Origin of the sequence: Marinobacter litoralis (assembly GCF_003336705.1) — a bacterium.
GTDB classification, from domain to species: domain Bacteria; phylum Pseudomonadota; class Gammaproteobacteria; order Pseudomonadales; family Oleiphilaceae; genus Marinobacter; species Marinobacter litoralis.
In genome coordinates this window covers 314,900-340,116 of sequence record NZ_QMDL01000003.1, presented here as the reverse complement: position 1 = coordinate 340,116, position 25,217 = coordinate 314,900, and the positions used below count along the sequence as shown (strand labels likewise).

Below are 25,217 nucleotides of genomic sequence, written 5' to 3'. Positions count from 1 at the left end.
AGCGTTGGCCCAAACAAAGTGTTGCTTGAACTGACATTATGCAGGGGGGCTTACCGCAATGGTAGCGTCCCCTTGTTGCCTAGTGGAGTTTAAGTCGCGGGTGCATCGCGCGGCTGATTTTGTCCATTAGCCAGATCACTCCGGTGCGCACAAAACCGTGCAGCGCAACTTGATGCATCCGGTACAGCGAGACATAAAACAGCCGTGCTACCTTGCCCTCGATGTACATGCTGCGACCTGACAGATTGCCCATTAGATTGCCCACAGTGGTGTAGTGGCTGAAGTTAATCAGTGAGCCATGATCTTTGTAGACAAAAGGTACCGGAGCTTTTCCTTCCAGCCGGTTGCACAAGGTTTTTGCGAGTGCGTCAGCTTGCTGGTGAGCCGCTTGGGCCCGAGGTGGTACTGGCCGGTCTGAGTCGGGTTGGGGGCAGGCAGCACAGTCGCCGAACGCGTAGATGTTGTCATCATTGGTGGTTTTCAGGGTTTGCTCAACCACCAGCTGATTGCCGCGATTTGTTTCCAGGCCTTCCAATTCGGCAAGAAACGCCGGTGCTTTGATGCCCGCGGCCCAGATGGTCATGTCTGACGGGATTTCCGAGCCGTCTTTCATCACCAGACAGTCGCTCCTTACTTCGCTCACTGGCTGGCCGGTTAAAACCTTAACGTTCTGTCGCTTCAGTTCTTGCGTAGCCGCAGCAGACAATCGGCCGGGCAAAGCCGGCAAAATTCTGTCGGCGGCTTCAATCACGCTCACCGAGACGTCCGAAGGCTTGAGATGGTTCATGCCGTACACCGGCAGCTCGCGGGAGGCCAGGCGCAGTTCGGCGGCAAGCTCTACACCGGTAGCTCCGGCACCGATGATGCTGATGTTCAGGGCGTGAGGATTGCCCAGCAGCGCTTCATGGTTTTTGCGGAGGAACGCGTTCAATAGCAAGCTGTGAAAACGTTGGGCTTGGTGAAGGCTGTCCAGAAACAAACAGTGTTCTTGCGCGCCGGGTGTGCCGAAATCGTTGGCGGTGCTGCCAACCGCAATAACCAGCGTGTCGTATTTGAGGCGCCGCTCCGGAACGACTTCTTTGCCGTCACCGTCGTGAAAAGCGGCGATGACGATTTCCTTATTGCTACGGTCGAGATCGTTCATGCGGCCGAGCTGGAACTCGTAATGATGCTTGCGAGCGTGAGCCCGGTAATTAACTTCGTTGGTGCTGGCATCCAGAGAACCGGAGGCTACTTCGTGAAGCAGGGGTTTCCAGACGTGAGTCAGGCCGTCGTCGACCAGAGAAATGCGCGCTTTTTTCTTTTTACCGAGTTTGTTGCCCAGGCTGGTAACGAGCTCCAAGCCCCCGGCGCCGCCGCCAACGACGACAATGTGGTGCAGACTTTCCATAACGGTGAAACCTTAAAGAAGTGAAAGCCAAACACTCTTGAACGGATCAAAAACGCTTGGCTATCGCCTCTGGTTCCAGCTGGGCGGGGGCACGTGTGGACACCAATATTAGCTGCAAAGTGGGTGTAAGGCAATTGCCTGCCTGTTGGTATTACGTCTAAAGTATATAATTATCAGTGGGTTGTGTTTGTCAGTGCTGGTTTCAAACGTTTGTTGATTTGTGTCGGAACAGTGGATCTGCAGCGAACAACTGTGAACCCGTACCGCTTGGGTATAAGCTAGTCTAAGACAATAAAAGGACCGAACAACAGGAGATAAGATCGTGAAATTAGAGGTTGGTGGTGTTACCGAAGGGCATCCGGTACCGGAGAAGTTCGCATTTGGTGTGTTCAATCCCGATAATCACATGAGTTTTGGGCCCAACCGTAACCCGGAACTCAGCTGGGACGGTGTTCCTGAAGGCACCAAGAGCTTCGTTGTGATGATGTTCGACCCGGACGTACCGAGCGTTGCGGATGACGTGAACCAGGAAGGAAAAACCATACCCGCAGACCTGCCCCGGGTAGACTTTTTCCATTGGCTGCTGGTGGATGTGCCGGCCACGACCCGCCTGATTCCGGAAGGTGAAGACAGTGACGGCGTCAGCCCGAAAGGTAAGCCGGTCGGGCCGGGGCCGGTAGGTGTGCGCGGTATCAACAACTACACCCAGTTTTTGGCAGGCAACCCGGACATGGCCGGCACCTATGCTGGATACGATGGCCCCTGCCCGCCCTGGAACGATGAAATCATCCACCACTATCACTTTGAAGTGCATGCGCTGGATGTCGAAAGCCTGAATCTGACCGGCGAATTTGACGGTAATGCGGTGCGGGAAGCAATGGCCGGACACGTATTGGCCAGTGCCCGGGTAACCGGCACCTACACGCTGAACCCTGCGTTGCGTTAAGCCCATAGCTTCTGCCCGACAGATTGTCGGGCAGAAGGTCGTAACAATTTGCCCCCGGGGGTGTCCGGTATGGGTAGAACACTGACCGGAGAAGCCTTGTGCCGCTAAAAGCCCTTTTATCTTCTTGCTTAGCCTTCCTTTTGCTGTTGGCGGTGATGCCGGTTCAGGCCGATGCCTCTGAAGCCCTGTATGCCCCTTACCAGAAGCTGTTGAGTCAATACGTTATCGAAAGAACGTTGCCGGGCAACGGCTTGGTGTCGGCTTTCGATTATTCCGGAGCGCTTGAGGATGATGGAACAGATCGCTTGCTACGGAGCCAGCGCCGGGCCTTGGCCAACTTTAACCCGGACAACCTGAAAGGCCGGGACGCGTCCATCGCCTTTTGGATCAACGCCTATAACTTTTTCATGATTGACCAGATACTGACCGACAGGCCTGAGGGTCGTTTGGTGGCATCTGTGTGGGATTACGGTGGGCGAATCAATCCGTTTGTGGATTCGGTGTTCGAGCGCGAAATCTTTAACGTGGGTGGTCGAGCCTTGAGTTTGGACGGCATTCAGAAAAATATTCTGCTGGGCAAAGCGTATCGAGCAAAAGGCTGGAAAGAGCCCCGAGTGCACTTTGCCGTGAATTGCGCATCAACCGGCTGCCCACCGCTTCGCAACCAGCTCTACACCGAGAGTAATCTGGAAACATTGCTGGCGGACAATACTCGGCGCGCACTGAATACTCGGCGGCACCTGGATATGAGCTCCGGGCAGCTCACAGTCACCGAGCTGTTTAAGTGGTATGAGGAAGACTTTGTTGAAGCATCCGGCTCGGTGAAGGCGTTTATTCTTGAGTGGGCGGCACCGGAGCTGGGGGATCAGATTAAAAACGTTTCGAATTACAGGTTCATCGATTATGACTGGACGCTTAACCGGCCTGAAAACTTCCCGGAATTAAGGTAGTTCCACGTCTGAAACTTCATCACCCCAGTTCAGAGCACGGTAATCGAAATTTGCTTCAATCGTGGGTTTAACGATTCGGAAATAAGGCGAGGCGTCAAAATCTCTCGGGGTGAACAAGGAGTGATGCTTGACCCGGTACAGCTCCCGAATGCAGTCATGGCAGTCCGGGTCGTCTGCGGGCAGAAGTTCTACGACCGGCAGAATCGGGTACCGCAACCGTTGAAAAGCTTCGGCGATAAACGTTGAACAGATGGCACGGGTGGGATCGCCACTGCCAAAGGCCAGCAGCTTGTGCCGGTGTTGTGCTGGCACCGGTGGTGTAGGGAGCAGGTAGCGGGCCAGATCAAACACGTTCCTCATATCGTACTGATGACCGATACGGCTGCGAGCGTATTCGGTCAGGGTGGCAACATCACGTTCAGACAGCCCCACTGGGCGGCAGATACGCGTGTGCGCGTGCCGGTAATGCGACAACGGCAGTGGTCGAATGCCCTGTTCAAGATCTGCTTCGATCAGTGTGTGAGTTTCGCCTTTAGCCGAGGTGCCGAGCCCGGCATCCGGCCCCAGATACAACGCAGCGTGAGACCAGGTCGATTGGGTCAGGTACTTGATGGCCACACTGATTCTGGTTGTTCCTTCCACCAGCAAAACGTCCCCGGGTTGAATCGTGGTTACCAGAGCATCCCAGGTTGAGGTGCGAATGGAGTTGTGGGAAATCTCTTTCGTCAAATAAGCGGCCAGTTGCCGGGTCAGCCAACGCAGTAGCATGGAACCTCCTGATCACAACGCTTTTTTAATTAGTAGCACAGTCATCGGTGCAAAGCCTGTGTTCCGGTATCAGGCCGCACACCGGGAGCTAAACATAAACTTTGTAACAACCCGCTTGTCAGGGTGTCTAACATTCAACCGCTTTTGTTAGCGGTGGCGGGCTTTGAGGGCTCGCAACCTGACTCCTGAACGGAGAGAGACATCATGACAACCACACATGCTCTAACCCACGCAGTTCGTAGCTTTGGACAAAACCGTCATGCCGCTTGGTGGTCGGCCGCCCTGATGACCGCCATGTTGGGCACCGGCGGTGGTCAGGCCATTGCCGGTTGTGGCCCCTGTTCCCCGTGTAAAGGGAAGTGTAAAGCCGGGCAGTACGGCAAGGCTGGCTGCAAAGCCGGGTGCAATCCCTGTGCGGCCAAGAACCCGTGCGCCAGTAAAAACCCCTGCGCGACGAAGAATCCCTGTGCACCAAAGGGCTGCAATCCGTGCGCGGCAACCGGTCAGTGCGGCGCCAAAGCCAACCCTTGTGCCGCCAAGAAGGTGACTCGGCCAGCCAGCTATCAAGCCTACATGGGTAATCCCGACACCTTGGTAGCCATGGGTAAGAAGCTGTTCAATGACCCCTCCCTCAGCAGTAACGGACTGGCTTGTGCCAGCTGTCACAATGACGGTGCGGGTTATAGCGCGACTTTTACCAACGATTATCCGCACCCGGTCGCCATGGCGAAAAACATCTTCGGTATGGATCAGGTGCATCTGGATGAGATGGTGCAAATATGCATGGTGCAGCCGATGGCCTCTGAACCCTTTCCGTGGGACAGCCAAGAGCTGGCTGCGCTCACGGCCTACATGAGCAAGGTTCAGGCTAATCAGGCTCAATAAACTATCAGAGGGCGAACGCTGTTTTCGCTGTAGCGGGTGACAACAGCGTCCGAGGAGAAACCCGATGACCGAAATTATCCGGATTCCTGAACTCACAAGCCTGAGCAGTCGCCAGTTGGCGACGTGTCTTGCCGCCATAGACGAGATTCGGGAATGCTATCGCGTACTGAAGAAAGGGGGGCTGAACATCGTCGGTGAAGTGCTCAAAGACCAAGGCCCGTTCTATGAAATGGACCACTACCCGAAAGAAGATGTGTATGACCGGGAAACGGCCTCCCAGTACTACTACCATGCTCACCGGGAGGATCATGCCGAGCATGGCCATTTCCATTTGTTTGTGCGTGATTCAGCCCTGCCAGAAAGCGCGGAGCCTGTACTTGGGCCTGTGGGCGAGGACCGGGTGGCGCATTTGGTCGCTATATCCATGGATGCCTGGGGTTACCCGACCGATTTGTTCACGGTCAACCGGTGGGTTACGGATGAAAGCTGGCTACCGGCAGAATCGGTGATAGCGGCACTGGATCAGTTTGCTATTGATCATGCGCATCCAAGTTGGCCGGTGAACCGGTGGCTGACGGCGATGGTGCGTTGTTTTAGACCGCACGTTGAAGCGTTGTTGAAGCACCGGGATACGGTGGTTAACGATGGGCAGGGGCAAGCTTTGGAGTGGGTGTTGGAGGATCGTTCCTTGGAGATAACCGGCAGTATGCCAATTGAGGTAGAAAGCTGGGCGGCTAAGCTGACAGCAGAGCAAGCCAGAAGGGCGCGAAAGGATCAGCCTTTTTTGCGGGCTTTGAGCGCCTCGGCGATGCGTTGATCAATTCGGCACATCATTTCTTCATCAGGCTCTGCATACGAGTGAGCTTGTATCAGGTCAGTGCTTGCCCGGAGGTTGCCGATAAACGAGCGGCAATGTTTACACATCATCAAGTGCATTCTGACGGCCAGACTCTGCGGTGTGGACAGCTCGCCATCAATGTAATCGCTGGCGATTTCCGCCAGATCTTTGCACATCAACATTCGCCGGACTCCTGGAAGGTTTCCACCATCAGAAAGATTTTCTGCCTTGCTCGGTGTAACAGTACTCGGAGGTTAGATGCACTGACATCCAGAATGTTACAGACATCTTCCGATGTGTGCTGGTGGGCCTCATACAGCATCAACGCAGAACGCTGGGTTTCCGGCAAGGCCGACAGGTGTTTGTCCAGGCAGTCACTCAAGGCTCCGTTTTCCAACAAAACATCGGCAGATTCATCAAATCGCAGGCGAGGCGGTTGGTCCCACCGGCGTGAAGCATTGAATCGTTCGGCCAGTTCGGGGTCCAGAAGCTCGGAGAAGTCCGTGATCACTTCACGCTTGTTGGAGCGGAGTTTATTTTTGCAGCGATTGGCCACAATCCGGTGCAGCCAGGTTTTCAGGCCCGACCGACCTTCGAACTTTTGAATGGCGTCTATCACCGTTACCCAGCAGTCCTGAACAATTTCTTCGGCGCTTGAGGGCTCCAGATAGAAGCGGGCGACGGCAAGCATGCCGGAGGAGTAAGCACGCACGGCTTTTTCGTAGGCGGAAGCGTCCCCTTGCTGGAGAGCTTCGATCAGGGCGTATTCGGAGTCTTTTTGCACCGCTGTGTCCATGAGTGTGCGTCCCGGGCGCGCTCAGCTTGCATGTGGGTATATTGAATAGTGTTTCGGAACGCCAAAAAGTTCCTGTAGTGTGGAACCGTTGTGTGAAAGATTAGGGTAAAACCGGTGTAACATCCAATGGTTGAGCGTGTCAGGGTGTGTGCAGCACTCTATCAATGCACCTCTAACAGGCCTACTTATGAGTCGACAAAAGCTTTATCTTCTCCTGGTTATCGCAGTCATTGTGGTGGCTTTTATCGGTTTCGATCTGCATCAGCTGCTGACCTTGGAAAACCTTCAGCAGCACCGGGATGCGATTGCTGACTGGATTGACCAGAACCTGTTTGTGGCGGTGATTGGTTACGCCGCTGTCTATGTGCTGGTGACGGCTCTGTCGTTGCCGGGAGCGGCGATCATGACCCTCGCCGGCGGCGCATTTTTTGGCAATTTGTATGGGCTGGCGGCGGTGTCTGTGGCATCGACGATCGGGGCATCAATGGCGTTCCTGGTCGCGCGCTTCCTGCTTCGGGATACCCTTCGTAATCGCTACCAGGACACCGTTGCCAAAATTGACCGGGGCATCGAAAAAGACGGTGCTTTCTATCTGGCAGCCCTGCGTTTGGTCCCCGTATTCCCGTTCTTCCTGATCAATTTGGCCATGGGTTTAACGGCCATGAAATTGCGTACCTACGCATTGGTCAGCTGGATTGCCATGTTGCCGGGTACCTTTGTGTTCGTGAATGCCGGCACCCAGTTGGGTCAGATCAAATCCACCGGCGATATCCTCTCCGGTGATTTGTTGCTGTCGTTTGCCTTGCTCGCGTTGTTTCCGCTGCTGGCTAAATTTGTGGTGGGCTTTATCCGTAACCGCAAAGTGTATGCGGGCTGGGAGAAGCCTAAGCAGTTCGATTACAACCTGTTGGTCATTGGCGGTGGCGCGGCTGGGCTGGTTTCGGCGTACATTGGCGCTGCGGTCAAAGCCAAAGTGGCGCTGATAGAGAAGGATAAGATGGGCGGTGATTGCCTGAACACCGGCTGCGTTCCTTCCAAAGCGCTGATTCGCAGTGCCAAAGCGGCAGACACCCTGCGTCATGCCAACCGTTACGGCCTTGAATCCGTGCCGGTGCAGGCTTCGTTCAAACACATCATGAACCGCGTCAAAGACGTGATCGCGCAAGTAGAGCCCCATGATTCTCCGGAGCGCTACCAGCAGCTCGGCGTGGATTGCATTGCCGGTGAAGCGAGCTTTGTGTCGCCCTGGGAACTGGAAGTGCGCCACAACGATGGCCGCACCGAACGCCTGACCGCCCGCAGCATCATTGTGGCCACTGGTGGAAAGCCGGCCTTGCCGCCGATTCCGGGTCTGGATGCCATGGCCCCCCTGACCTCGGACAACCTTTGGGACCTGCAAGAACAGCCGGAACGTTTGCTGGTGCTCGGCGGTGGCCCCATCGGTTCGGAGCTGGCCCACGCCTTTGCCCGGCTGGGCAGCAAGGTGGTTCAGGTTGAACGCGGAGACCGTCTGTTGGCGCGAGAAGACGAAGACGTTTCGGCGGTGCTCAAGGCGCAGTTCGAAGCCGACGGCATTGACGTGCGACTGGAGCACTCTGCCGCCGAATTCTGCCTGGAAAACGGTGAGAAGGTTGCCTACTGCGAACATAACGGCGAGCGGGTTCGTATCCCGTTTGATCAAGTGCTGGTGGCTCTGGGCCGAGCGGCCAATACGAACGGACTAAATCTGGAGCGGATTGGTGTGGAAACTCTGCCCAACGGCACCGTACCGGTTGAAGACGACATGAGCCTGCGCTTCCCCAATGTCTTTGCCTGTGGTGATGTGGCTGGCCCCTATCAGTTCACTCATGCAGCAGCCCATCAAGCGTGGTATGCCGCGGTCAACGGCCTGTTCGGGGCGTTCAAACGCTTTCGGGTGGATTACCGGGTGATGCCTTGGGTGACCTTCACTTCACCGGAAGTGGCCCGGGTCGGCTTGAGCGAAGCCGAGGCCAAGACGCAAGGTGTGGCTTATGAAGTCACCCGTTACGGCCTCGATGATCTGGACCGGGCCATTGCGGAAAGCGAAGCGCAGGGCTTCATCAAGGTGCTGACCGTGCCGGGTAAGGACAAGATTCTGGGCGCTGTGGTGGTGGGGTCTCACGGTGCAGAAATTCTGGCAGAGTTCACGCTCGCCATGAAACACGGTTTGGGCTTGAACAAGATTTTGGGCACCATCCACCCTTACCCAACCTGGAACGAGTCCGCCAAATATGCAGCCGGTGAATGGAAACGAGCCCATGCGCCCCAGAGAGTTCTGGCATTTCTGTCTAAACTGCATGCATGGCGGCTGGGAAAACGTTGATGGTGTTTGTAACAAACCGCTGCAGGCCGTGTCTGTGTTCAAGATAACTCATAAAAACGAGGAGCAACTATGCCCCTGACGGAACTTCAGACCCCCCAAGGTGAGCGCATTCCAGCGGTGGAAGTACTGGCCCCCAGAGCTCGTGACAGCTGGACTCACACACGCAGTGGCGACCCCCGTGGCTTCATCGATGCCGACAAGTTAAAAGAGCTGTGGATTCACACCGGCACCGCCTGCAATTTGGCCTGCCCGTTCTGTCTGGAAGGTTCTCACCCGGGTGATGGGCGCATTCCCGGTATGAAGCTCAGCGATGTGAAGCCGTTTATCCACGAAGCCATTGCGATGGGGGTGGAGCAGTTTTCGTTTACCGGTGGCGAGCCCTTTGTGATTCGGGATTTTGTGAACATCCTGAACTACGCCAGCCAGCACCGCCCCTGTTTCGTGCTGACCAACGCCACCGAGCCACTACTGAAGCGCCGGCATCAGATTCTGCCTTTGCTGGAAAACCCCTATCCGATTCATTTCCGCGTTAGCCTGGACTTCCCCGATCGCGCCCGGCACGACAAAGATCGCGGCGACGGCAGTTTTGATCTGGCGCTGGAAGGCATTCACTGGCTTATCGAGCAGGGTTTTAAAGTGTCTGTTGCCCGCCAAACCGACCCGGGTGAAGTGCCTGCGGATGTCGAAGCGGCGTTCCGAGCCATCTTCCGCGAACACAAAATCCCTGAAAACCTGGCGTTCACCGCATTCCCCGATTTAGGCGCCCCGGGTTCCGAAGACGGTAGCCCTGAAATAACCGAAGGCTGCATGGAGAAGTACCCAACGCCGGAATCACGGGCCCATTTCATGTGCACCTATACTCGGATGCTGGTGAAGAAAGGTGATCAGGTTCGGGTGTATGCCTGCACGCTGGTGGATGATGACCCTCAATACGATCTGGGTGGCACGCTGGCGGAGAGCATGGATGAACGCATCATGTTGCGGCATCACCGGTGTTTTTCCTGTTATCGGTTTGGGGCTAGTTGTTCGGCTCCTGTTTGAGTTTTGTTTGGGAGTGGTCGGCCTTTCGGGCAGGGGTGGCCCTCCAAAACCAACAAGCCAAAAAAAGGGCGAATCAAACAATGAATGCGACCGAAGGCACCCTGTTCTGGGGATTTCTCATGGTATACGGCGTGGTCATGTATGCGCTGTCGCCGAAGAGCAAAAACGCCAACTCGTTTTACAAAGGCGCAGACGATCAGGGCAATCCCGTTGGTCAGTGGTCACTCACTGCGAGCATTTTTATCAGCTGGATCTTTGCCAAGTCCGTGACCAATGCGGCCAACTTGGGCGCAAGTTACGGCGTAGTAGGAGGCCTGGCCTATGCCAGTTATTGGCTGTCGATCCCGGTGGCCGGCTATGTGATCTACCTGATACGAACTCAAACCGGAGCCCGAAGCCTTCAGGAGTTTCTGACCTCACGGTTTGGCCGGCTTGCGAGCCTAGCCTTTGCGGCCGCGATTCTGATCCGACTCTATAACGAAGTCTGGAGTAATACCGCGGTAGTGGGCGGCTACTTCGGCTTGCCCGGAGAGTGGGAATACTACGCAGCTGCGATGGTGTTTACCGCGTTTACCCTCGCCTACAGCCTCAAGGGTGGGTTGCGTTCATCGATATTCACCGATGTGATTCAGGCCTTTGTCTTCGTGTTCTTCGTTGGCGCTGTGTTGTTTCTGATCATTCCGGGAAACGATACCAGCGCCCTTCTGAGCAATGGTCAGTTCCGGCTGGAAAGCGGAGTGGATCTGTTGCTGGTGGCCTTGCTGCAGATGTTCAGCTACCCGTTCCACGACCCCGTGCTAACCGACCGGGGCTTTGTGAACAAAGAGAAGACTATGCTCAAAAGCTTTGTGGTGGCAGGTCTGCTCGGATTCGTGGCGGTGTTTATCTTCAGTCTGGTGGGTGTGCATGCCCGCCTGAACGGTATTGAGGCTATGGGTAACGCCCCTGCGGCGGTGGGCCAGTCTCTGGGCTTGGCGGCCTTGTTCTTTATGAGTGTGGTGATGATGACCTCGGCAGGCTCTACCTTGGATTCGACATTTACTTCGCTAGCGAAATCTCTTGCGGTGGATTTGCCGAAGCTGGCCAGGCGAGCCGGGGGTAAGTTGCCAAGCATCCGGGCGGGAGCGGCGGTGATGGTGGTGTTCGCGTTCGTGGGGAATATCCCGATGTTTGCCGGTACCGACATTCTGACCGCCACCACCATATCCGGCACCATGGTGATGGGGCTGGCGCCGGTGTTCCTGTTCTATGGCTTCACTCGCTGGTCGCCCTGGAGTTTTCATCTGAGTTTTTGGACTGGTCTCGGGCTCGGGGTATTGCTGACGGTGGGTTTAATTCCCGCGAGCTGGGCCATAGGAGAGGGAAAGTACGCCATGCTGTTGGGAGTGAACGCTTGGGGCATTCTGATCTGTACGACCGGATTCTTTGTCCCGTTGCTGGTGCGCCGATTGGCGAACGTCGTTGTGCCCGGGCGCAAGGGTGATTCCGAAGCGTGGTAACGATCAGGAACTGCCAATCCTAGCCGTGAGGGCTCCAATATTTGGAGCCCTAAAGGTTTTGGTGGCCATTATTTTTTATTGGCGCGTTTTTGGGGCTTGGACTATCTTTAGGGTTAGAGGGGGGTTCTGTGGCTAAACGCCCATGGCACAGTGGTTTTGGCGGCGTTTCAAGCTGATTCATTCCCTTCGGATCGCGCAATGGGCGCGAATCAAAGCCGGGTTTCAAGTGGTCGCCTTTGGTCGATTTGGGCGCTCAACTTGAAATATATTTCGTGGTCTATATAATTTGGACCTGAATTTTGACGCGAATTGACAACGTTATGACCTCAGAAGGATCGAATACCACCGCCATCACCCTGCGGAAACCTACCAAGGATGATGGCTTCAGGCTTTACCAGTTGGTGGCGGAATGCCCGCCTCTGGACCCCAACTCGATTTACTGCAACCTCCTGCAGTGCAGCCATTTTGCCGACACCGGCGTGGCCGCGGAGAAAGACGGCGATTTGGTCGGCTTTATCTCCGGATACATTCCTCCCCAGCAGCCCGAAACAGTATTTGTCTGGCAGGTGGCCGTTCACGAGAAAGGTCGTGGGCAAGGCTTGGCCAAACGGATGCTGAAAGAGATCGTGGGTCGTGACGCTTGCAAGGGCGTTACCCATATGGAAACCACGATTACGGAAGACAACGACGCTTCCTGGGCTTTGTTCCGCTCGTTCGCCCGTGATCTAGGTGCAGAGCTCACCTGCCACGAGCACTTTGAGAAAGGCACCCATTTTGGTGGCAAGCACGATTCCGAGTTCTTGCTGCGCATCGGACCTTTTACAAAGCCTGTCTGAGAGCTCTGATTCACAGCTAGTGAATTATTGACCGATATTTTATACAGCCCGGGCCGCCCGAGGTGGGCCTGTTATGTGGCTGAAATAAACGCCCGGTAAGTTTGTTGCGACCGACACGTTTTACCAGCAAACCGCCGAGCACAACCTCGAACCTACTATGCTAAGAGGCAAGACAATGGAAATTTTTAAGTCTACTGAATCCGAAGTACGTGTTTATTCCCGCGCCTTTCCGGTGGTTTTTAACCGCGCCAAGAACGCGCATTTGTACACCGAAGATGGCAAGCAATACCTCGACTTTTTGGCCGGTGCCGGTTCTCTGAACTATGGCCATAACAACGACATTCTTAAGAAAGCACTGCTTGAGTACGTCGAAGCCGACGGTGTGAGCCAAGGTCTGGACCTGTTCACCACCGCTAAACAGGACTTCATGGAGTCCTACAAGAAGAACATCCTTCAGCCCCGTGGTCTGAACTACAAGATGCAGTTTACTGGTCCGACCGGGACTAACTGTGTTGAAGCGGCCATGAAGCTGGCCCGTAAGGTGAAAGGTCGTACCAACATCATCTCGTTCACCAACGGTTTCCACGGTGTGACGGCCGGAGCCGTTGCGGCGACTGGTAACAAGCATCACCGTGGCGGTGTTGGCGTACCTCTGGGCAACGTTGATTTCATGTTCTATGACGGTTACCTGGGTGAGGACGTTGATTCACTGGCCATCATGGACAAGATGCTGTCTGACAGCTCTTCCGGCATCGAGCTGCCTGCCGCAGTGATTGTCGAAGCGGTTCAGGGTGAAGGCGGTCTGAACGCAGCGCGTGCGGAATGGCTGAAAGGTTTGTCTGAGCTGTGCGAGAAGCACGACATTCTGCTGATTCTGGACGATATCCAGGCGGGTAACGGTCGTACTGGCGAATTCTTCAGCTTTGAATTCGCGGGCATCAAGCCGGACATCGTAACGGTATCCAAGTCTCTGAGTGGCTATGGCCTGCCGATGGCCTTGGTACTGTTCAAGCCGGAGCTGGATATCTGGGAGTCCGGCGAGCACAACGGTACCTTCCGTGGTAACAACATGGCCTTCGTAACTGCGCGTGCAGCCATCGATACCTACTGGAAAGACGACGAGTTCGCGAACTCGGTGAAAGCCAAGTCCAAGCTGTTGGGTGAGGAGCTGCAGGCCATCTGTGACAAGTATCCGGGTGAGTTCAAGGTTAAGGGTCGTGGTCTGATGCGCGGCATTGAAGCGGCGAATCCGGAAGTGACCGGTCCGATCACCAAGCTGGCGTTCGAGAAAGGCCTGATCATTGAAACCAGTGGCCCGAATGATGAAGTTATCAAGTGTCTGATGCCGCTGACCACCAGCGAAGACGATCTGCGCCTTGGTGCCAAGTTGCTGGGCGAGAGTGTCGCTGAAGTCATGCAGAAGAGTGTCAGCGAGGCGTCTTAAGACGCCCGCTCAAACTTGTACCTCTTCTGCAGATGACAAAGGCAAGACTATGACTACGGCACAGCATACCGTCGAGAAAATTGGCGGTACTTCAATGAGCAACTACGAGGCCGTGCGCGACAATATCATTATTGGTAATCGCGATGAGGCGGACCTCTACCAACGGATCTTCGTGGTGTCGGCCTACGGTGGCGTCACCAACGAATTGCTGGAACACAAGAAAACCGGTGAGCCGGGCGTTTACGCCTTGTTCGCCGATGCAGAGTCGGATTGGGCGTGGGGCGACGACCTGACCACCCTGATCAAACTGCTGACCGACATCAACGGTGATCTGTTTACGGACCCGATGCTGAAGCAGCAGGCCGACCAGTTTATTACCGACCGCATTGAAGGGGTTCGGGGTTGTCTGATCGATCTTCAGCGCCTGTGCTCCTACGGTCAATTCCAGCTGGAAGAACACCTGCTGACGGTACGGGAAATGTTGGCGGGTATCGGTGAGGCCCACAGTGCGTTCAACACCGCGTTGAAACTTCAGCAGGAAGGCATCAACGCCCGCTTTGTAGACCTGACTGGCTGGCGTGACAGTGAATTGATGCCTCTCGATGAGAAGCTGAAGCAGGCATTCGACAATGTCGATCTCAGCCGTGAGCTGCCCATCGTGACCGGTTACGCTCAGTGTAAAGAAGGTCTGATGCGTACTTTTGACCGTGGCTACAGTGAGATGACGTTCAGCCGCATTGCGGTCATGACCAACGCCTGTGAAGCCATTATCCATAAAGAGTATCACCTGAGTTCTGCTGATCCGAACATCGTCGGCGAAGACAAGGTGGTGCCCTTGGGCCGTACCAACTACGACGTGGCAGACCAGCTGGCGAACCTGGGTATGGAAGCTATTCACCCGCGTGCGGGTAAAGGCTTGCGCCAGAACGAGATTCCTCTGCGGGTGATGAACACCTTTGAGCCGGAGCACACGGGTACTTTGATCACGGGCGACTACGTCAGTGAGAAGCCGCAAGTTGAGATCATTGCGGGTGCCAAGGGTGTGTTTGCGATCGAAGTGTTCGATCAGGATATGCAGGGTGAACCGGGTTCTGACCGGGCTTTGCTGGATATTCTGTCACGTTACAAGGTGCGTTTTATCTCCAAAGACACCAACGCCAACACCATTACCCACTATGTGGATACAACGCTTAAGCATGTGAAGCGTGTGGTGAAAGCGATGGAAGAAGCCTTCCCGAATGCTGAACTGAGCACACGAAAGGTTGCTTTGGTGTCGGCCATTGGCAGTGATATGAAAGTGCCGGGCATTCTGGCTCGTTCAGTAAAATCATTGGCCGACAACGATATCAGCGTTCTGGCGATTCACCAGTGCATGCGCCAGGTGGATATCCAGTTTGTCATTGATGAAGACCACTATGACTCCGCTATCTCTGCGTTGCACGGAGCGCTCATTGAGCCTCACAACCATGAGTATGCGATTGTCGCGGCGTCTGAGACGCCCTGAAAATTACCCGCAGGCGAACTCGGTCGCTTCGCTTGCGGGTAATGGAGGTTGTCTTGCCTCCCGATCGGGCGCCCCGGTCGGCCGTTCTATAGATGGCCGGGCGTGTCCGATCACCCTTCCCGACGCACTTTTCCTTTCTCTTGAAGCTAATCCTGCGCAGACAGTTCCCGACATTCCTGATGCGCTTTGCAACTCACCAAGTGGTCGTTGACCATACCCGTGGCCTGCATAAAGGCGTACACAATGGTTGGGCCAACGAAGTTGAAACCGGCTTTCTTCAAGGCCTTGGACATAGCTTCTGATTCCGGCGTAGTGGCTGGAACCTCTTCAATCGAGTGCCATTGGTTTTGTATCGGTCGGTGTGCCACGAACTGCCAAAGGAACTCGGAAAACCGAACCCCCTGCTCTTGCAGTGCCAGATAAGCTCGCGCGTTTCGAATAATCGACTGAACTTTCAGGCGATTCCGGATGATGCCGGGATCATTGAGCAGCCGAGCCTGATCCTGCTCTGTAAAGCGCGCGATTTTGTTCGGGTCAAAATCGGCGTAAGCGGCTCGGTAGGTGTTGTGTTTCCGTAGAATGGTGAGCCAGCTCAGTCCCGCTTGTTGGCCGTCCAGGCACAGTTTCTCAAACAGTGCCTGATCGTCATACTCTGGCCGACCCCAGACCGTATCGTGGTAATGCACGTACAGTGGGTCTGTGCCGCACCATGGGCATCGCTGTTGCGTGTCCGGCATAGTCGCTCCTAGCGTTTGGCTCGAATCGTCCTATGGTAGAGCGGGTCCCAAATGGTATCCAGAGGCTCTGCCGGTGCAAGGTTATAATCCTCCGGTGGCGGCTCCAGCAAGGTAACGGTCGGCCAATTGGCTTCGTGGTTGGGGTCGTTGGCCTGATACACCAGCGTGGCAAGAAACCCTTCGACGTAACAGCAGCAACTGTGCCACTGACGATCGGGTTGGTCGCCATACAGCTCAAAGTCTTTTCGAACTTCCAGTGTTTGCAGGTTACCGGCAATGCCCCGCCGCGTAGCTTTAAGCCAGGCCTCTTTCAGCGTCCAGACCTTCAGGAAGTTGTAGGGGTCGTTTGCCCGCAGTAACCATTCTTGCTCAACCGGTGAAAACCACCGCTTGGCAACGCCCTGCCAATCCGGCTTGCGTTGGCTGGGTTCAACATCTATGCCTAACGGCGTTGGACCAATCGCTACCGCGTTGAGCCCCTGGCTGTGGCTGAGGGACATATGCCAGCCGACCGGAAACTGCGAGGCTATGGGGCGGCCATCAACAGGGAAGCATTGTTCCGCGGGTACGTTGCCGCTTTTGCTCAAGCCTTGGCGAATCAACCAGCGGCTGGACAAATATTCTCCACGGCGTGGGCCATCCAGCTTTGCCAACGTGTCTCGCTCAAACGCGGTCAGCCAGTACGGCAAAGAATCCGGTACGCTCGAAATTTGATGGCACAGCCAGATTTGCGGTGTTTCAGGGTTGTAGTCGTTGGATCGTCCAGGCATCCGCTTCTCTCACGTATTCAAATCGGTCGTGAAGCCGGCTGGGTCGTCCTTGCCAGAATTCGATTCGCTCCGGAACCACTCGGTATCCACCCCAGAAATCAGGCAGAGGAATTTCGCCAGAGCTAAACTTGCGTTTCATTTCCGCAACTTTTTGCTCGAGTAAACCCCGTGATGTAATGGCTTTGCTTTGTTCGGAAACCCAGGCGCCGATCTGGCTGCCCCGGGGTCTTGAGGTGAAATACCTCAGTGATTCCGACTTGCTGACTTTCTCGACCGCGCCTTGAATGCGTACCTGACGGTTCAGGCCGATCCACGGGAACAGTAATGCCGCGCGGGGGTTCTCGTCGAGTTCGCGGGCTTTGCGGCTGCCGTAGTTGGTGTAAAACACAAAGCCGCGTTCGTCGAAGTACTTCAGCAATACGGTTCGGATATCGGGCATCTGGTCTGCGCCGCTCGTGGCCAGAGACATGGCATTAGGTTCCAGAATGCCAGCTTTGCGACTGTCTTCGAACCAGTTCTCGAACTGAATCACCGGGTTGTCATTTAAATGTTGCCGGTCCAGACCCTCACTTTCAAAATCCCGACGCATATCGCCGATATCCATACTGCTTTTCTCCGTTGGCGGTCACAGGAGTCGTAATTGGTTGAGGATATAGGGTTCGGCGGCCGCTGTCAGGTTTGGCTGACAAAACCGGGCTGGGAGCGCTATGCTTGGGGGATCATCAATACGTGTGAGCATACCGAATAAGGGAGTGTTTTGTGGGCCAATCAGTGGCGGGAAGTCATTGGGTAAGAAACCTGTTGATCGGGCTGTGTGTCTTGCTGGTGCTGTATGCGCTGGCAGGCTTTCTATTGCTGCCTCGGTGGCTTCAAAAAGAGCTTCCGGGCCAGTTGGAACAAAGAATGGGGTGGCAGGCTCAGGTTTCTGACATCCGCTTTAATCCCTTTGCATTCAGCCTTGAGGCCGATGGGTTTTCAGCTCAAGACTCCGATGACCGTGCGGTTGCCGCGTTTGAGCATTTGCGAGTCAATTTGGATGTGTTGCAGCTGACCAGAGGTGTGGTGGGGTTTGATGACATTCATTTGACCAAGCCGGACGTGCGTTTGGATCTGCTGGAGGACTATACCGTTAATTTTGCCCGGGACTGGCAACGAGCGAACCCGAGTGCAGACGAGGCAGCGCCCGAGGCTGATAAAGAAGCGTCTGAGCCGCCTAAACTCTATTTCCGACACTTGGCCATTGAAGATGGCCGGTTGTTGTTCAGAGATTTTACTCAGGATGACACCGTCGAATTGCAGGTTGAACCGCTGGATCTTGCGATTGACGATCTGGCGACTTGGTCGCGCGGTAAAGAGGATAGCCGCTATTCCATTACGGCCGCCATCGGTGATCAAACACTCGAGTGGGAGGGCGATCTGAGCCTTAACCCGCTGTATTCCGAGGGTCGGGTTCGATTTTCCGAAGTGAGCTATGAAACCTTGGCGAAGTATCTGGAGCCGCACCTGTCATGGCGGCTGCAGGATGGACGGGTTACGGTTGAATCGGATTACTGGCTCTCAAATGAACGTGGCTTCCAGTTGGAAACGTCCAACGGTGCGTTACGGGTAGAAAGTCTGGCGCTGGCTCTGGCAGAAGACCTCGAAGAACCTGCGTTGAGCATCGAAGCGTTGTCGGTTGATGGCATAGGTTTCGATCTGGCCGGGCGAGAAGCACAGGTCGGCATGGTGACGATTGAGCAACCGTTTGTCTCAGCAACCCGGCGAGCGGATGGCCGTATCGATTGGCAAGCGTCGTTGCCGGCCCCAGCGCCCTCTTCAGAGCCTGAAGAGCAACAGCGAGCCAGCTCGTCGGATCAGGCGTTTCGCTGGTCTGTGCGGGGCGTAGAGCTCACTCAGGGCCGCGTACGCTGGCGCGATGAGGCAACTGCCCAACCCGCTGAGTTGGAGTTGGTCGATTTTGGAGCCACCTTGGGTGAGTTGTCCCACAGTATGGATGAACCCGCCTCCTATGACCTGTCGGCCAAGCTGGCTAGTGGCGGCCAAATCACGGCTAAGGGGCAAATCACTCCGAGCCCTTTCAATTTCGAAGCGGCACTGGCCGGTTCAGGCATTGCTTTGGCAGCGGTTGATCCTTACATCCAGCTTGGCGCCAATGTCGCGGTAAGAGACGGCAAACTCGGTTTCGATGGCAATCTGGATCTTGATGGACAGGACGCGCCGATAACAGGCACCTTCAGCGGCTCGGCACAGATAACCGATTTCGACCTGCGCCTTCCGGACCAAGACGGCGAATTGATGTCTTGGCGGCTGCTGCGCCTGGCCCCGGTGGAGTTCAACGTTAATCCGGCCCGGTTGGAAATTGGCACGGTAACGCTTGAGCAGCCCTCTCTCAATTTGGTTCGGGCAGAAGGCGGTGCTCATAATGTTGAACGCATTGTAAAAGCAGACCCAGCGCCCGGTGTGTCAGAGAAATCCGGTGACGACGCTTCTGCATCGAAAGGTGATGAGCCCGGGTTTATTTTCCGAATCGGAGAGTTGCTGATTGATGATGGCACGGTGGGATACACCGACCGCACCCTCAAGCCTGTATTCCATACCACCTTTGAAGCTTTATCAGGTTCTGTGAGTGGTATCAGCAACGTGCCGCCCCAGCAGGGGCTGGTCAATTTGAAAGGCGAACTGGCGGGCGGTGCCCCAGTGACATTCGAGGGCACATTGGGTGCTTTAGGTACGGATGAAACCAGCGATTTGAAGCTGACCATGGAGGATTTATCGTTACCGGTACTTTCGCCTTATCTCGGCCGTTATCTGGGTTACGCCGTGGATGCCGGGAAACTGGATCTTGCATTGGATTACGAAATTACGGGCACGAACCTGAAGGCCTCGAATCAGCTGATTCTGGATCAGATGCGGCTTGGCCAATCGATAGCGAGCAAAGAGGCGGTAAATGCGCCGGTGAAGTTAGGCCTGGCCTTACTGACCGACCAGCAAGGCATTATTGAAGTTGATTTGCCCATTGAGGGAGATATTGCCAATCCGGACTTCCGCATTGGCCAAGTCGTGATGCGTACCTTTGTGAATCTTTTGGTCAAAGCGGCGGCTTCCCCGTTCAGTATGCTGGGGTCGTTGGCGGATTTTTCCGGCTTCAGCAGTGAGGAGTTGGGGCGTGTGAGCTTTGTGCCGGGCAAGGTTGCCCTGGCGGACGGTGAAGCTGAAAAGATCGCTGCATTGGCAAAGGCACTGAACGACCGGCCGGACTTGCTGTTAAGTATTCGTGGCGCTGCGGCACCCAATGCCGATGGCCTGGTGCTATTGAAAGAGAGCATGAAGGCGGCTGGCGAGTCGGTTTCGGGAGATGCCTGGGCTGACGCGCAGCAGGAATACCAAGCGGGTGAGCGTCAGCTTCCTCCCGAGGCGCTGAGTCAACTGGCGGCCAGACGAGGGCAAGCCATCTTTCGACTTTTGAAGGACACTCACGGTGTACCCTCGGGGCAGCTTTTCACCTTAGATACCTCGCAGCAATCGGAACTCGATGAGCAAGGGAACGTCATCGTGCCCTTCACACTGGATGTGCGCTGATCGTACCCTCAACAGGAAGCTTTGAATGAGCCTGAAAAATACACCCGCTAGCCATTTTTTTGCCTATGTGTCCCGGCTGCGCTGGATCAAACGCTGGGGCCTGATGCGTAATGCCATCGAGGAAAATGTGGCAACCCACTCGTGGGAAGTGGCCACCATTGCCCATGCGCTGGCACTGATCCGCAACACGCAGTTTGGCGGACAAGTAAACGCTGACCGCATTGCGACCGCCGCGCTCTATCACGATGCGACCGAAGTGATTACCGGGGATATGCCGACACCCGTGAAGTACCACTCGAAAGTGATGCGGGAAGCGTTCGGCGACATTGAGCACAAAGCCGAAGCCGAGCTGTTGGCGTTGTTGCCCGATGAGTTGCAGGATGCTTTTGCGCCCTACCTGCGGGAATCGCAGTGGACTGAGGAAGAAAAAGAGCTGATCAAATCCGCGGACCGGTTGTCTGCGCTGTTGAAGTGCCGGGCTGAAATCCAGACCGGTAACAAAGAGTTCGAGCCGGCGGCGGAGCAGATACTCCACCGCCTGGAAGAAGACGCTTCGCCGGAAGTGATGTACTTCCTTGAAGTATTCGCGCCCAGCTATGAGCGCCCGCTGGACCACTTATTGGGTTAGCGAGCGCTTCAGCGCTGTCAGTTGGTGCCGGCTGAAGCCACCATGCCGCTGCGCAAGCCTTGGCGAACGACATCTTCGGGGCTGCCAGCCAACTCTCGGAACATGCCCATAGAGCCCAGCAGCGCAGTAGATTCATAGGGCACGAATACGCGCTCGCCGTCTTTGGCCATGGTTGGCAGGGCCTTAATGTAGCTCTGACCCAGCAGGTAGCCAACAACGGTGCGTTTGTTTTCTTCGTTTTCGCCGATGGCATTCAGTACCAAACGAATGGACTCTTGCTCACCTTGAGCGCGCAGAATAGCGGATTCCTTATCGCCCTGAGCGTTCAGGATGGCAGATTCGCGCTGGCCTTGAGCCATGGCAATGGCTGCAGCTTTTTCACCCTCCGCTTCCGTAACAGTGGCACGACGCTTACGCTCGGCGGCCATCTGAAGACGCATGGCCTCTTCCACTTCTTCCGGCATGCTGATGTCTTGCACTTCCACACGGGTCAGTTTGACGCCCCACTTTGAGGCGGCCTCTTCCATTTCTGCCTGAATGGCGCTGTTTACTTCACTGCGGGATTCAAACAGCTTGTCCAGTTCCATCTTACCGACCACGGAACGCAGCGTGGTTTTAGCCAGTACTTCCACCGCTTGGCTCATGTTGGCGACTTCGTATACGGCCCGGCGAGGATCGATGATCTGGTAGTAAAGCGCGCCGTTAATTTTCACCGTCACGTTATCGGTGGTAACAACCGGCTGGCCCGGGAAATCCATGACGGTTTCACGGCGGTCGATGCGAATTTCATCGCTGGTCACAGGGTGGTATTCCTCACCCATGCGCATGTAACGAATCATGCTGATGGGGCGGGGTTTTTCGATAAACGGAATGATGATGTTGATGCCGCTTTCCAGTACGCGGTTAAACGAGCCCAGCCGCTCGATGACCATGACTTCAGATTGGCGAATGATCACTAGGCCTTTGGCAATAACGAAAATGCCAACAGCGACAATGATTAAGCTGATAACCAGCCCCGGGGTAATGAATGCTTCCATGATTAACTTTCCTGTTTGGGTTGGGCGAGGTGCACGATGGCGGTAGTGCCATCAAACTTGTCGAAAATGACGGCTGTACCTTCCGGTAATTCGGGGCTGCTGCCATCGGCGAATTTCAGACGATAGAAGTCGCCGTTGATTTTGATGCCGGTAGCGCCATCGAAATCGCGTAACAGCGTGCGATAGGTTTTGCCGTGTTCGACACCGGTTCCGGTGGTGCCGTAGGCCACGCCTTTGGGCGAAAAACGAGGGCGTATCCAGCGAATGGCAACGGGCACCAGAATGCCGGACATCACGCCCATAGTGACCAGCTGCCATTCAAATGAAGCGCCCAGAAAAGACGCCAGGGCTGTCAGTGCCGCCGCAATGCCGAGGGCTAGCAGCAAAAGCACGCCGGAGGTGAGTTCAGCAAGGCTGAGGACCAAGGCCAGAATCAGCCATAAGTGGGTAAGACTCCATTCCATAATCAGTTCCAAGCGAAGGGCATGAATTCAAAAGAGCTTTGATTGTAACTAATGAACTCGATGCCGTCTCGGACTGGCTGCACCGATCGGGCACCGGTGGGTTGGCTGAAACGACCTCGTTGAGAACGATTACATGCCATGGCGAGGTCAAATCTAAGTATTACTGTGCAGAGGAACTAAAATATCTTGTCAGACCAACAACAAAACAAAAGGTTGTCCGCATGAAAGATCTCAAGAATAAAGTGGCGGCGGTGACGGGAGCCGGCTCAGGAATCGGCCGAGAGCTGGCCACGTGGTGAATATCTCCAGTGTGTTCGGCTTTATCGGAGTGCCGAAACAGAGTGCCTACAATGCCGCTAAATTTGCCGTGCGTGGGTTTACGGAATCTTTGCGACAAGAGATGAAGCTTGAACGCCAGCCAGTTCAGGTTAGCTGTGTGCACCCGGGGGGTATTCGCACGAATATCGCCAACTCGGCTCGTATGGGTAAAACAGAAAATGCCGAGGCCCAGCGCAAGGGGTTTGACAAATTGGCCATCACGACACCCGAAAAAGCCGCCGAGATTATCGTGAAAGGGATTTTGAAGAATGAATCCCGGATTCTGGTCGGGCCTGATGCCTGGGGAATCGATGCCATCAACCGGTTGTTGGGAGCGGCATACCAACCCTTGGTTGAACGCTTCTCCCGTAAAAATCTCTATAACTGACCGTGTTCAAAACCGTTAGGGAAAAACGGACTAAGTGTTTTATAGTCAGTTAATCCGCGATAATAATTAGAAGCCTGATCTAAGGCAGACTCTGTATGCACATGTTAAACCACCCGGATTTGGGCAAGGCGATGACGCTGAGCCGGTCCGGGCTGAGGGATAACCACCGCCGATCGCTCGCCCGGTTTTTGTTGTGGGTGACGGGCTTGTCTCTCATGGTGTTCGCCACTCTGCAATTGTTCAGTGGCTACCCGTGGGTATCGGCCGTTGAATTTGTATTTGGCGGCCTGGCGTTCGTTGGTGTTGCCCGTATCAATCACACCCCGCATTTCGAGCGCTGGGTTTACGGTTACCTGTTTACCCTGTTCTCGTTTTTCATTGTCATCATGCTGTTGCCGGATGCCTCCATGGCGGCGTTTGTTTGGGTGTTGATGATGCCTGTGCTGGCGTATCTTCTGCTTGGCAGGCGCGAAGGCCTGTTGTTGAGCGTACCTTTCATGCTCTTGGGTTGCGCTGTATACGTTGCTTTTCTGAGTGGCATAGAGGGCCTTAGCACCGCCGATTTCGTGATTGATTTCCTGAATATGGTGCTTTGTAGCAGCCTGATGCAGGTGTTCATGTACATGTACGAAGCCCGGCGCGAGGAAGCAGAACTGCGCTTGATTGAAGTGGCCCAGACGGATGCACTGACGGGGCTGGCTAATCGAGGGAGCTTCCAGTTTACGCTGACTCGAACCATCGCCGAGAGTGAACGTAGCAAGGCAGCTTTTGCGTTGGTCATGATGGATATTGACCATTTTAAAATGATCAACGACACCCATGGCCATGAAGCAGGCGACTATGTTTTACAGGAAATTGGCAAGTGTCTGCAGGAACGATTGCGCGTCACAGACTTCGTAGGGCGGTTGGGCGGTGAAGAGTTTGGCCTGATCTTGCGGGATGTTCAGCCCGAAGCCGCCTATGAGCTGATTGAAGAACTCCGGCGGCGTATCGCCTCCCGAAAACTGCGCCTGGGCGATTCTGATATGGCGGTCACCGCCTCGTTCGGTATGGCGCACTGGCCCGAAGATGGCCGTCAGGCAGATAACCTGTTCTCGGTGGCTGATCAGCACCTTTACCGGGTAAAGCGGGCTGGCCGAAACCAGGTTGCCTCATCTTTTAACGCACAGGCCTCTCAAGCAAAAGATGCAGCGGCTGGAGGTGAAGACTGAATACGGTATGCTTACGCCGACCGTTTATTTTGCTCGAGGAACTATCGATCCATGTGTGAACTGCTGGCCATGAGTGCCAATACCCCGACAGACCTATGTTTCAGCTTTACCGGTCTGACGCGGCGGGGGGGAGAAACGGGGCCTCATAAAGACGGCTGGGGAGTGGCCTTCTATGAAGGCAAAGGCATTCGCTGCTTCCACGATTCCGATGCCAGCGCCAGTTCACGTCTTGCGGAAGTGGTACAGACTCATCCGATCAAAAGCGAAGTAGCGCTCTGCCACATCCGACAAGCCAATGTGGGCGAGATATGTCTGGCCAATACCCACCCGTTTATTCGTGAGCTCTGGGGCCGTTATTGGGTGTGTGCCCACAATGGCCAACTCACCGGCTTTCGGGCTCCGGAGGGTTTTTACGAGCCGGTCGGCAGCACCGACAGTGAAGCGCTGTTCTGCGACATGCTCAATCATCTGCGCAGCCATTGCCACCGGGACGACAGCTTGGAGCAGATGGTCGAGAGGCTGGTTAAACTTTCATCGCACTACGCCAGCCAGGGTGTATTCAACCTGTTACTCAGCAACGGCGATTGGTTGTTTACCTACTGCACCACCAAAATGGCCAGTATTACCCGCCGGGCGCCTTTCGGCCCTGCCCGACTGAAAGACACCGATGTGACCATCGATTTCGAAGCGGAAACCACCCCGAACGACGTGGTCAGCGTGATCGTGACTGAGCCTTTAACTACCGACGAAAAGTGGGATATTTATCAGCCCGGGGAATGGCGGTTGTGGCGTCAGGGTGAGGTCGTGATGAAAGGCGGTGCAGAAAACTAACTTATTGCAAACA

23 protein-coding genes and 1 pseudogene are annotated in these 25,217 nt (G+C 55.2%); 15 read left to right on the top strand and 9 right to left on the bottom strand.

All coding sequences use genetic code 11. The features are described 5' to 3' along the window. Nucleotides 1-79 precede the first annotated feature (79 nt). Nucleotides 80-1,390, bottom strand: coding sequence for an NAD(P)/FAD-dependent oxidoreductase (locus tag DOQ08_RS11285; protein ID WP_114335025.1), 1,311 nt, complete (start codon nt 1,388-1,390; stop codon nt 80-82). A 322-nt stretch (nt 1,391-1,712) separates the two neighbouring features. Between DOQ08_RS11285 and DOQ08_RS11280 the strand changes: the two genes are divergently transcribed. Both DOQ08_RS11280 and DOQ08_RS11275 read left to right on the top strand, forming a co-directional pair. Continuing rightward, nucleotides 1,713-2,336, top strand: a complete 624-nt coding sequence (locus DOQ08_RS11280; RefSeq protein WP_114335024.1) for a YbhB/YbcL family Raf kinase inhibitor-like protein — start codon at nt 1,713-1,715, stop codon at nt 2,334-2,336. Nucleotides 2,337-2,434: 98 nt separating this feature from the next. After that, nucleotides 2,435-3,286 carry a DUF547 domain-containing protein gene (locus DOQ08_RS11275; protein WP_227537613.1) on the top strand — a complete coding sequence of 284 codons (852 nt, stop codon included), beginning with the start codon at nt 2,435-2,437 and terminating at the stop codon, nt 3,284-3,286. Here DOQ08_RS11275 and DOQ08_RS11270 read toward each other — a convergent pair. Then, the gene (locus DOQ08_RS11270; protein ID WP_114335023.1) at nt 3,278-4,054 is read right to left on the bottom strand and encodes a YiiX/YebB-like N1pC/P60 family cysteine hydrolase; all 777 of its coding nucleotides are present in this window, start codon (nt 4,052-4,054) and stop codon (nt 3,278-3,280) included. The genes DOQ08_RS11275 and DOQ08_RS11270 overlap by 9 nt on opposite strands. Before the next feature lie 204 nt (nt 4,055-4,258). On the opposite strand from DOQ08_RS11270, the gene DOQ08_RS11265 reads away from it, so the two are divergent. Further along, nucleotides 4,259-4,939 carry a cytochrome-c peroxidase gene (locus DOQ08_RS11265; protein WP_227537612.1) on the top strand — a complete coding sequence of 227 codons (681 nt, stop codon included), beginning with the start codon at nt 4,259-4,261 and terminating at the stop codon, nt 4,937-4,939. 64 nt (nt 4,940-5,003) lie between these two features. Further along, nucleotides 5,004-5,756, top strand: coding sequence for a DUF6969 family protein (locus DOQ08_RS11260; RefSeq protein ID WP_114335022.1), 753 nt, complete (start codon nt 5,004-5,006; stop codon nt 5,754-5,756). Here DOQ08_RS11260 and DOQ08_RS11255 read toward each other — a convergent pair. Both DOQ08_RS11255 and DOQ08_RS11250 read right to left on the bottom strand, forming a co-directional pair. Then, nucleotides 5,714-5,959, bottom strand: a complete 246-nt coding sequence (locus tag DOQ08_RS11255) for an anti-sigma factor family protein (protein ID WP_114335021.1) — start codon at nt 5,957-5,959, stop codon at nt 5,714-5,716. The two genes, DOQ08_RS11260 and DOQ08_RS11255, sit on opposite strands and share 43 nt — an antisense overlap. Continuing rightward, nucleotides 5,953-6,573: an RNA polymerase sigma factor gene (locus DOQ08_RS11250; RefSeq protein WP_114335020.1), complete on the bottom strand. Its 621-nt coding sequence runs from the start codon at nt 6,571-6,573 to the stop codon at nt 5,953-5,955. Before DOQ08_RS11250 ends, DOQ08_RS11255 begins: the two co-directional genes overlap by 7 nt. A 187-nt stretch (nt 6,574-6,760) precedes the next feature. On the opposite strand from DOQ08_RS11250, the gene DOQ08_RS11245 reads away from it, so the two are divergent. The 6 genes from DOQ08_RS11245 to DOQ08_RS11220 all read left to right on the top strand — a co-directional run bounded on the left by DOQ08_RS11245 (nt 6,761) and on the right by DOQ08_RS11220 (nt 15,241). Beyond that, entirely contained in the window at nt 6,761-8,917 is a 2,157-nt protein-coding gene (locus tag DOQ08_RS11245; RefSeq protein ID WP_114335019.1) for an FAD-dependent oxidoreductase, read from the top strand. Between the two features lie 69 nt (nt 8,918-8,986). Next, nucleotides 8,987-9,958, top strand: a complete 972-nt coding sequence (locus DOQ08_RS11240; protein ID WP_114335018.1) for a radical SAM protein — start codon at nt 8,987-8,989, stop codon at nt 9,956-9,958. 80 nt (nt 9,959-10,038) lie between these two features. Continuing rightward, a complete protein-coding gene (locus DOQ08_RS11235) occupies nt 10,039-11,457 on the top strand; it encodes a sodium:solute symporter family transporter (RefSeq protein WP_114335017.1) in 1,419 nt (472 codons plus the stop codon). A gap of 320 nt (nt 11,458-11,777) precedes the next feature. Continuing rightward, a complete protein-coding gene (gene ectA, locus DOQ08_RS11230) occupies nt 11,778-12,293 on the top strand; it encodes a diaminobutyrate acetyltransferase (RefSeq protein WP_114335016.1) in 516 nt (171 codons plus the stop codon). A 175-nt stretch (nt 12,294-12,468) separates the two neighbouring features. After that, entirely contained in the window at nt 12,469-13,737 is a 1,269-nt protein-coding gene (gene ectB, locus DOQ08_RS11225) for a diaminobutyrate--2-oxoglutarate transaminase (RefSeq protein ID WP_114335015.1), read from the top strand. Between the two features lie 49 nt (nt 13,738-13,786). Then, the gene (locus tag DOQ08_RS11220) at nt 13,787-15,241 is read left to right on the top strand and encodes an aspartate kinase (protein ID WP_114335014.1); all 1,455 of its coding nucleotides are present in this window, start codon (nt 13,787-13,789) and stop codon (nt 15,239-15,241) included. A 146-nt stretch (nt 15,242-15,387) separates the two neighbouring features. Here the strand turns inward: DOQ08_RS11220 and DOQ08_RS11215 are convergent, their stop codons facing one another. Genes DOQ08_RS11215 through pdxH form a run of 3 tightly spaced genes read right to left on the bottom strand, consistent with a single transcriptional unit; the run spans nt 15,388 to nt 17,352 of the window. Beyond that, the gene (locus DOQ08_RS11215) at nt 15,388-15,978 is read right to left on the bottom strand and encodes a DNA-3-methyladenine glycosylase I (RefSeq protein WP_114335013.1); all 591 of its coding nucleotides are present in this window, start codon (nt 15,976-15,978) and stop codon (nt 15,388-15,390) included. 8 nt (nt 15,979-15,986) lie between these two features. After that, the gene (locus tag DOQ08_RS11210) at nt 15,987-16,748 is read right to left on the bottom strand and encodes a 4'-phosphopantetheinyl transferase family protein (RefSeq protein WP_114335012.1); all 762 of its coding nucleotides are present in this window, start codon (nt 16,746-16,748) and stop codon (nt 15,987-15,989) included. Then, nucleotides 16,717-17,352, bottom strand: coding sequence for a pyridoxamine 5'-phosphate oxidase (pdxH, locus tag DOQ08_RS11205; RefSeq protein ID WP_114335011.1), 636 nt, complete (start codon nt 17,350-17,352; stop codon nt 16,717-16,719). Before pdxH ends, DOQ08_RS11210 begins: the two co-directional genes overlap by 32 nt. Before the next feature lie 155 nt (nt 17,353-17,507). On the opposite strand from pdxH, the gene DOQ08_RS11200 reads away from it, so the two are divergent. Then, nucleotides 17,508-20,327, top strand: coding sequence for a DUF748 domain-containing protein (locus DOQ08_RS11200; RefSeq protein WP_206074862.1), 2,820 nt, complete (start codon nt 17,508-17,510; stop codon nt 20,325-20,327). Nucleotides 20,328-20,352: 25 nt separating this feature from the next. Continuing rightward, entirely contained in the window at nt 20,353-20,955 is a 603-nt protein-coding gene (gene yfbR, locus DOQ08_RS11195; protein ID WP_114335009.1) for a 5'-deoxynucleotidase, read from the top strand. 17 nt (nt 20,956-20,972) lie between these two features. On the opposite strand, the gene DOQ08_RS11190 is transcribed toward yfbR, so the two are convergent. Continuing rightward, the gene (locus DOQ08_RS11190) at nt 20,973-21,992 is read right to left on the bottom strand and encodes an SPFH domain-containing protein (protein ID WP_114335008.1); all 1,020 of its coding nucleotides are present in this window, start codon (nt 21,990-21,992) and stop codon (nt 20,973-20,975) included. A gap of 2 nt (nt 21,993-21,994) precedes the next feature. Next, nucleotides 21,995-22,456 (bottom strand): NfeD family protein, encoded by a 462-nt coding sequence (locus DOQ08_RS11185; RefSeq protein ID WP_114335007.1) that lies wholly within the window; start codon nt 22,454-22,456, stop codon nt 21,995-21,997. A gap of 286 nt (nt 22,457-22,742) precedes the next feature. Between DOQ08_RS11185 and DOQ08_RS11180 the strand changes: the two are divergent. The 3 genes and pseudogenes from DOQ08_RS11180 to DOQ08_RS11170 all read left to right on the top strand — a co-directional run. Next, a pseudogene (locus tag DOQ08_RS11180) lies at nt 22,743-23,162 on the top strand (SDR family NAD(P)-dependent oxidoreductase); the annotation flags it as partial. A gap of 95 nt (nt 23,163-23,257) precedes the next feature. Further along, nucleotides 23,258-24,373, top strand: a complete 1,116-nt coding sequence (locus tag DOQ08_RS11175; protein WP_114335006.1) for a GGDEF domain-containing protein — start codon at nt 23,258-23,260, stop codon at nt 24,371-24,373. Between the two features lie 51 nt (nt 24,374-24,424). After that, complete coding sequence (locus DOQ08_RS11170; protein ID WP_114335005.1) at nt 24,425-25,204, top strand: class II glutamine amidotransferase; 780 nt, start codon at nt 24,425-24,427, stop codon at nt 25,202-25,204. The last annotated feature ends 13 nt before the right edge of the window (nt 25,205-25,217 follow it).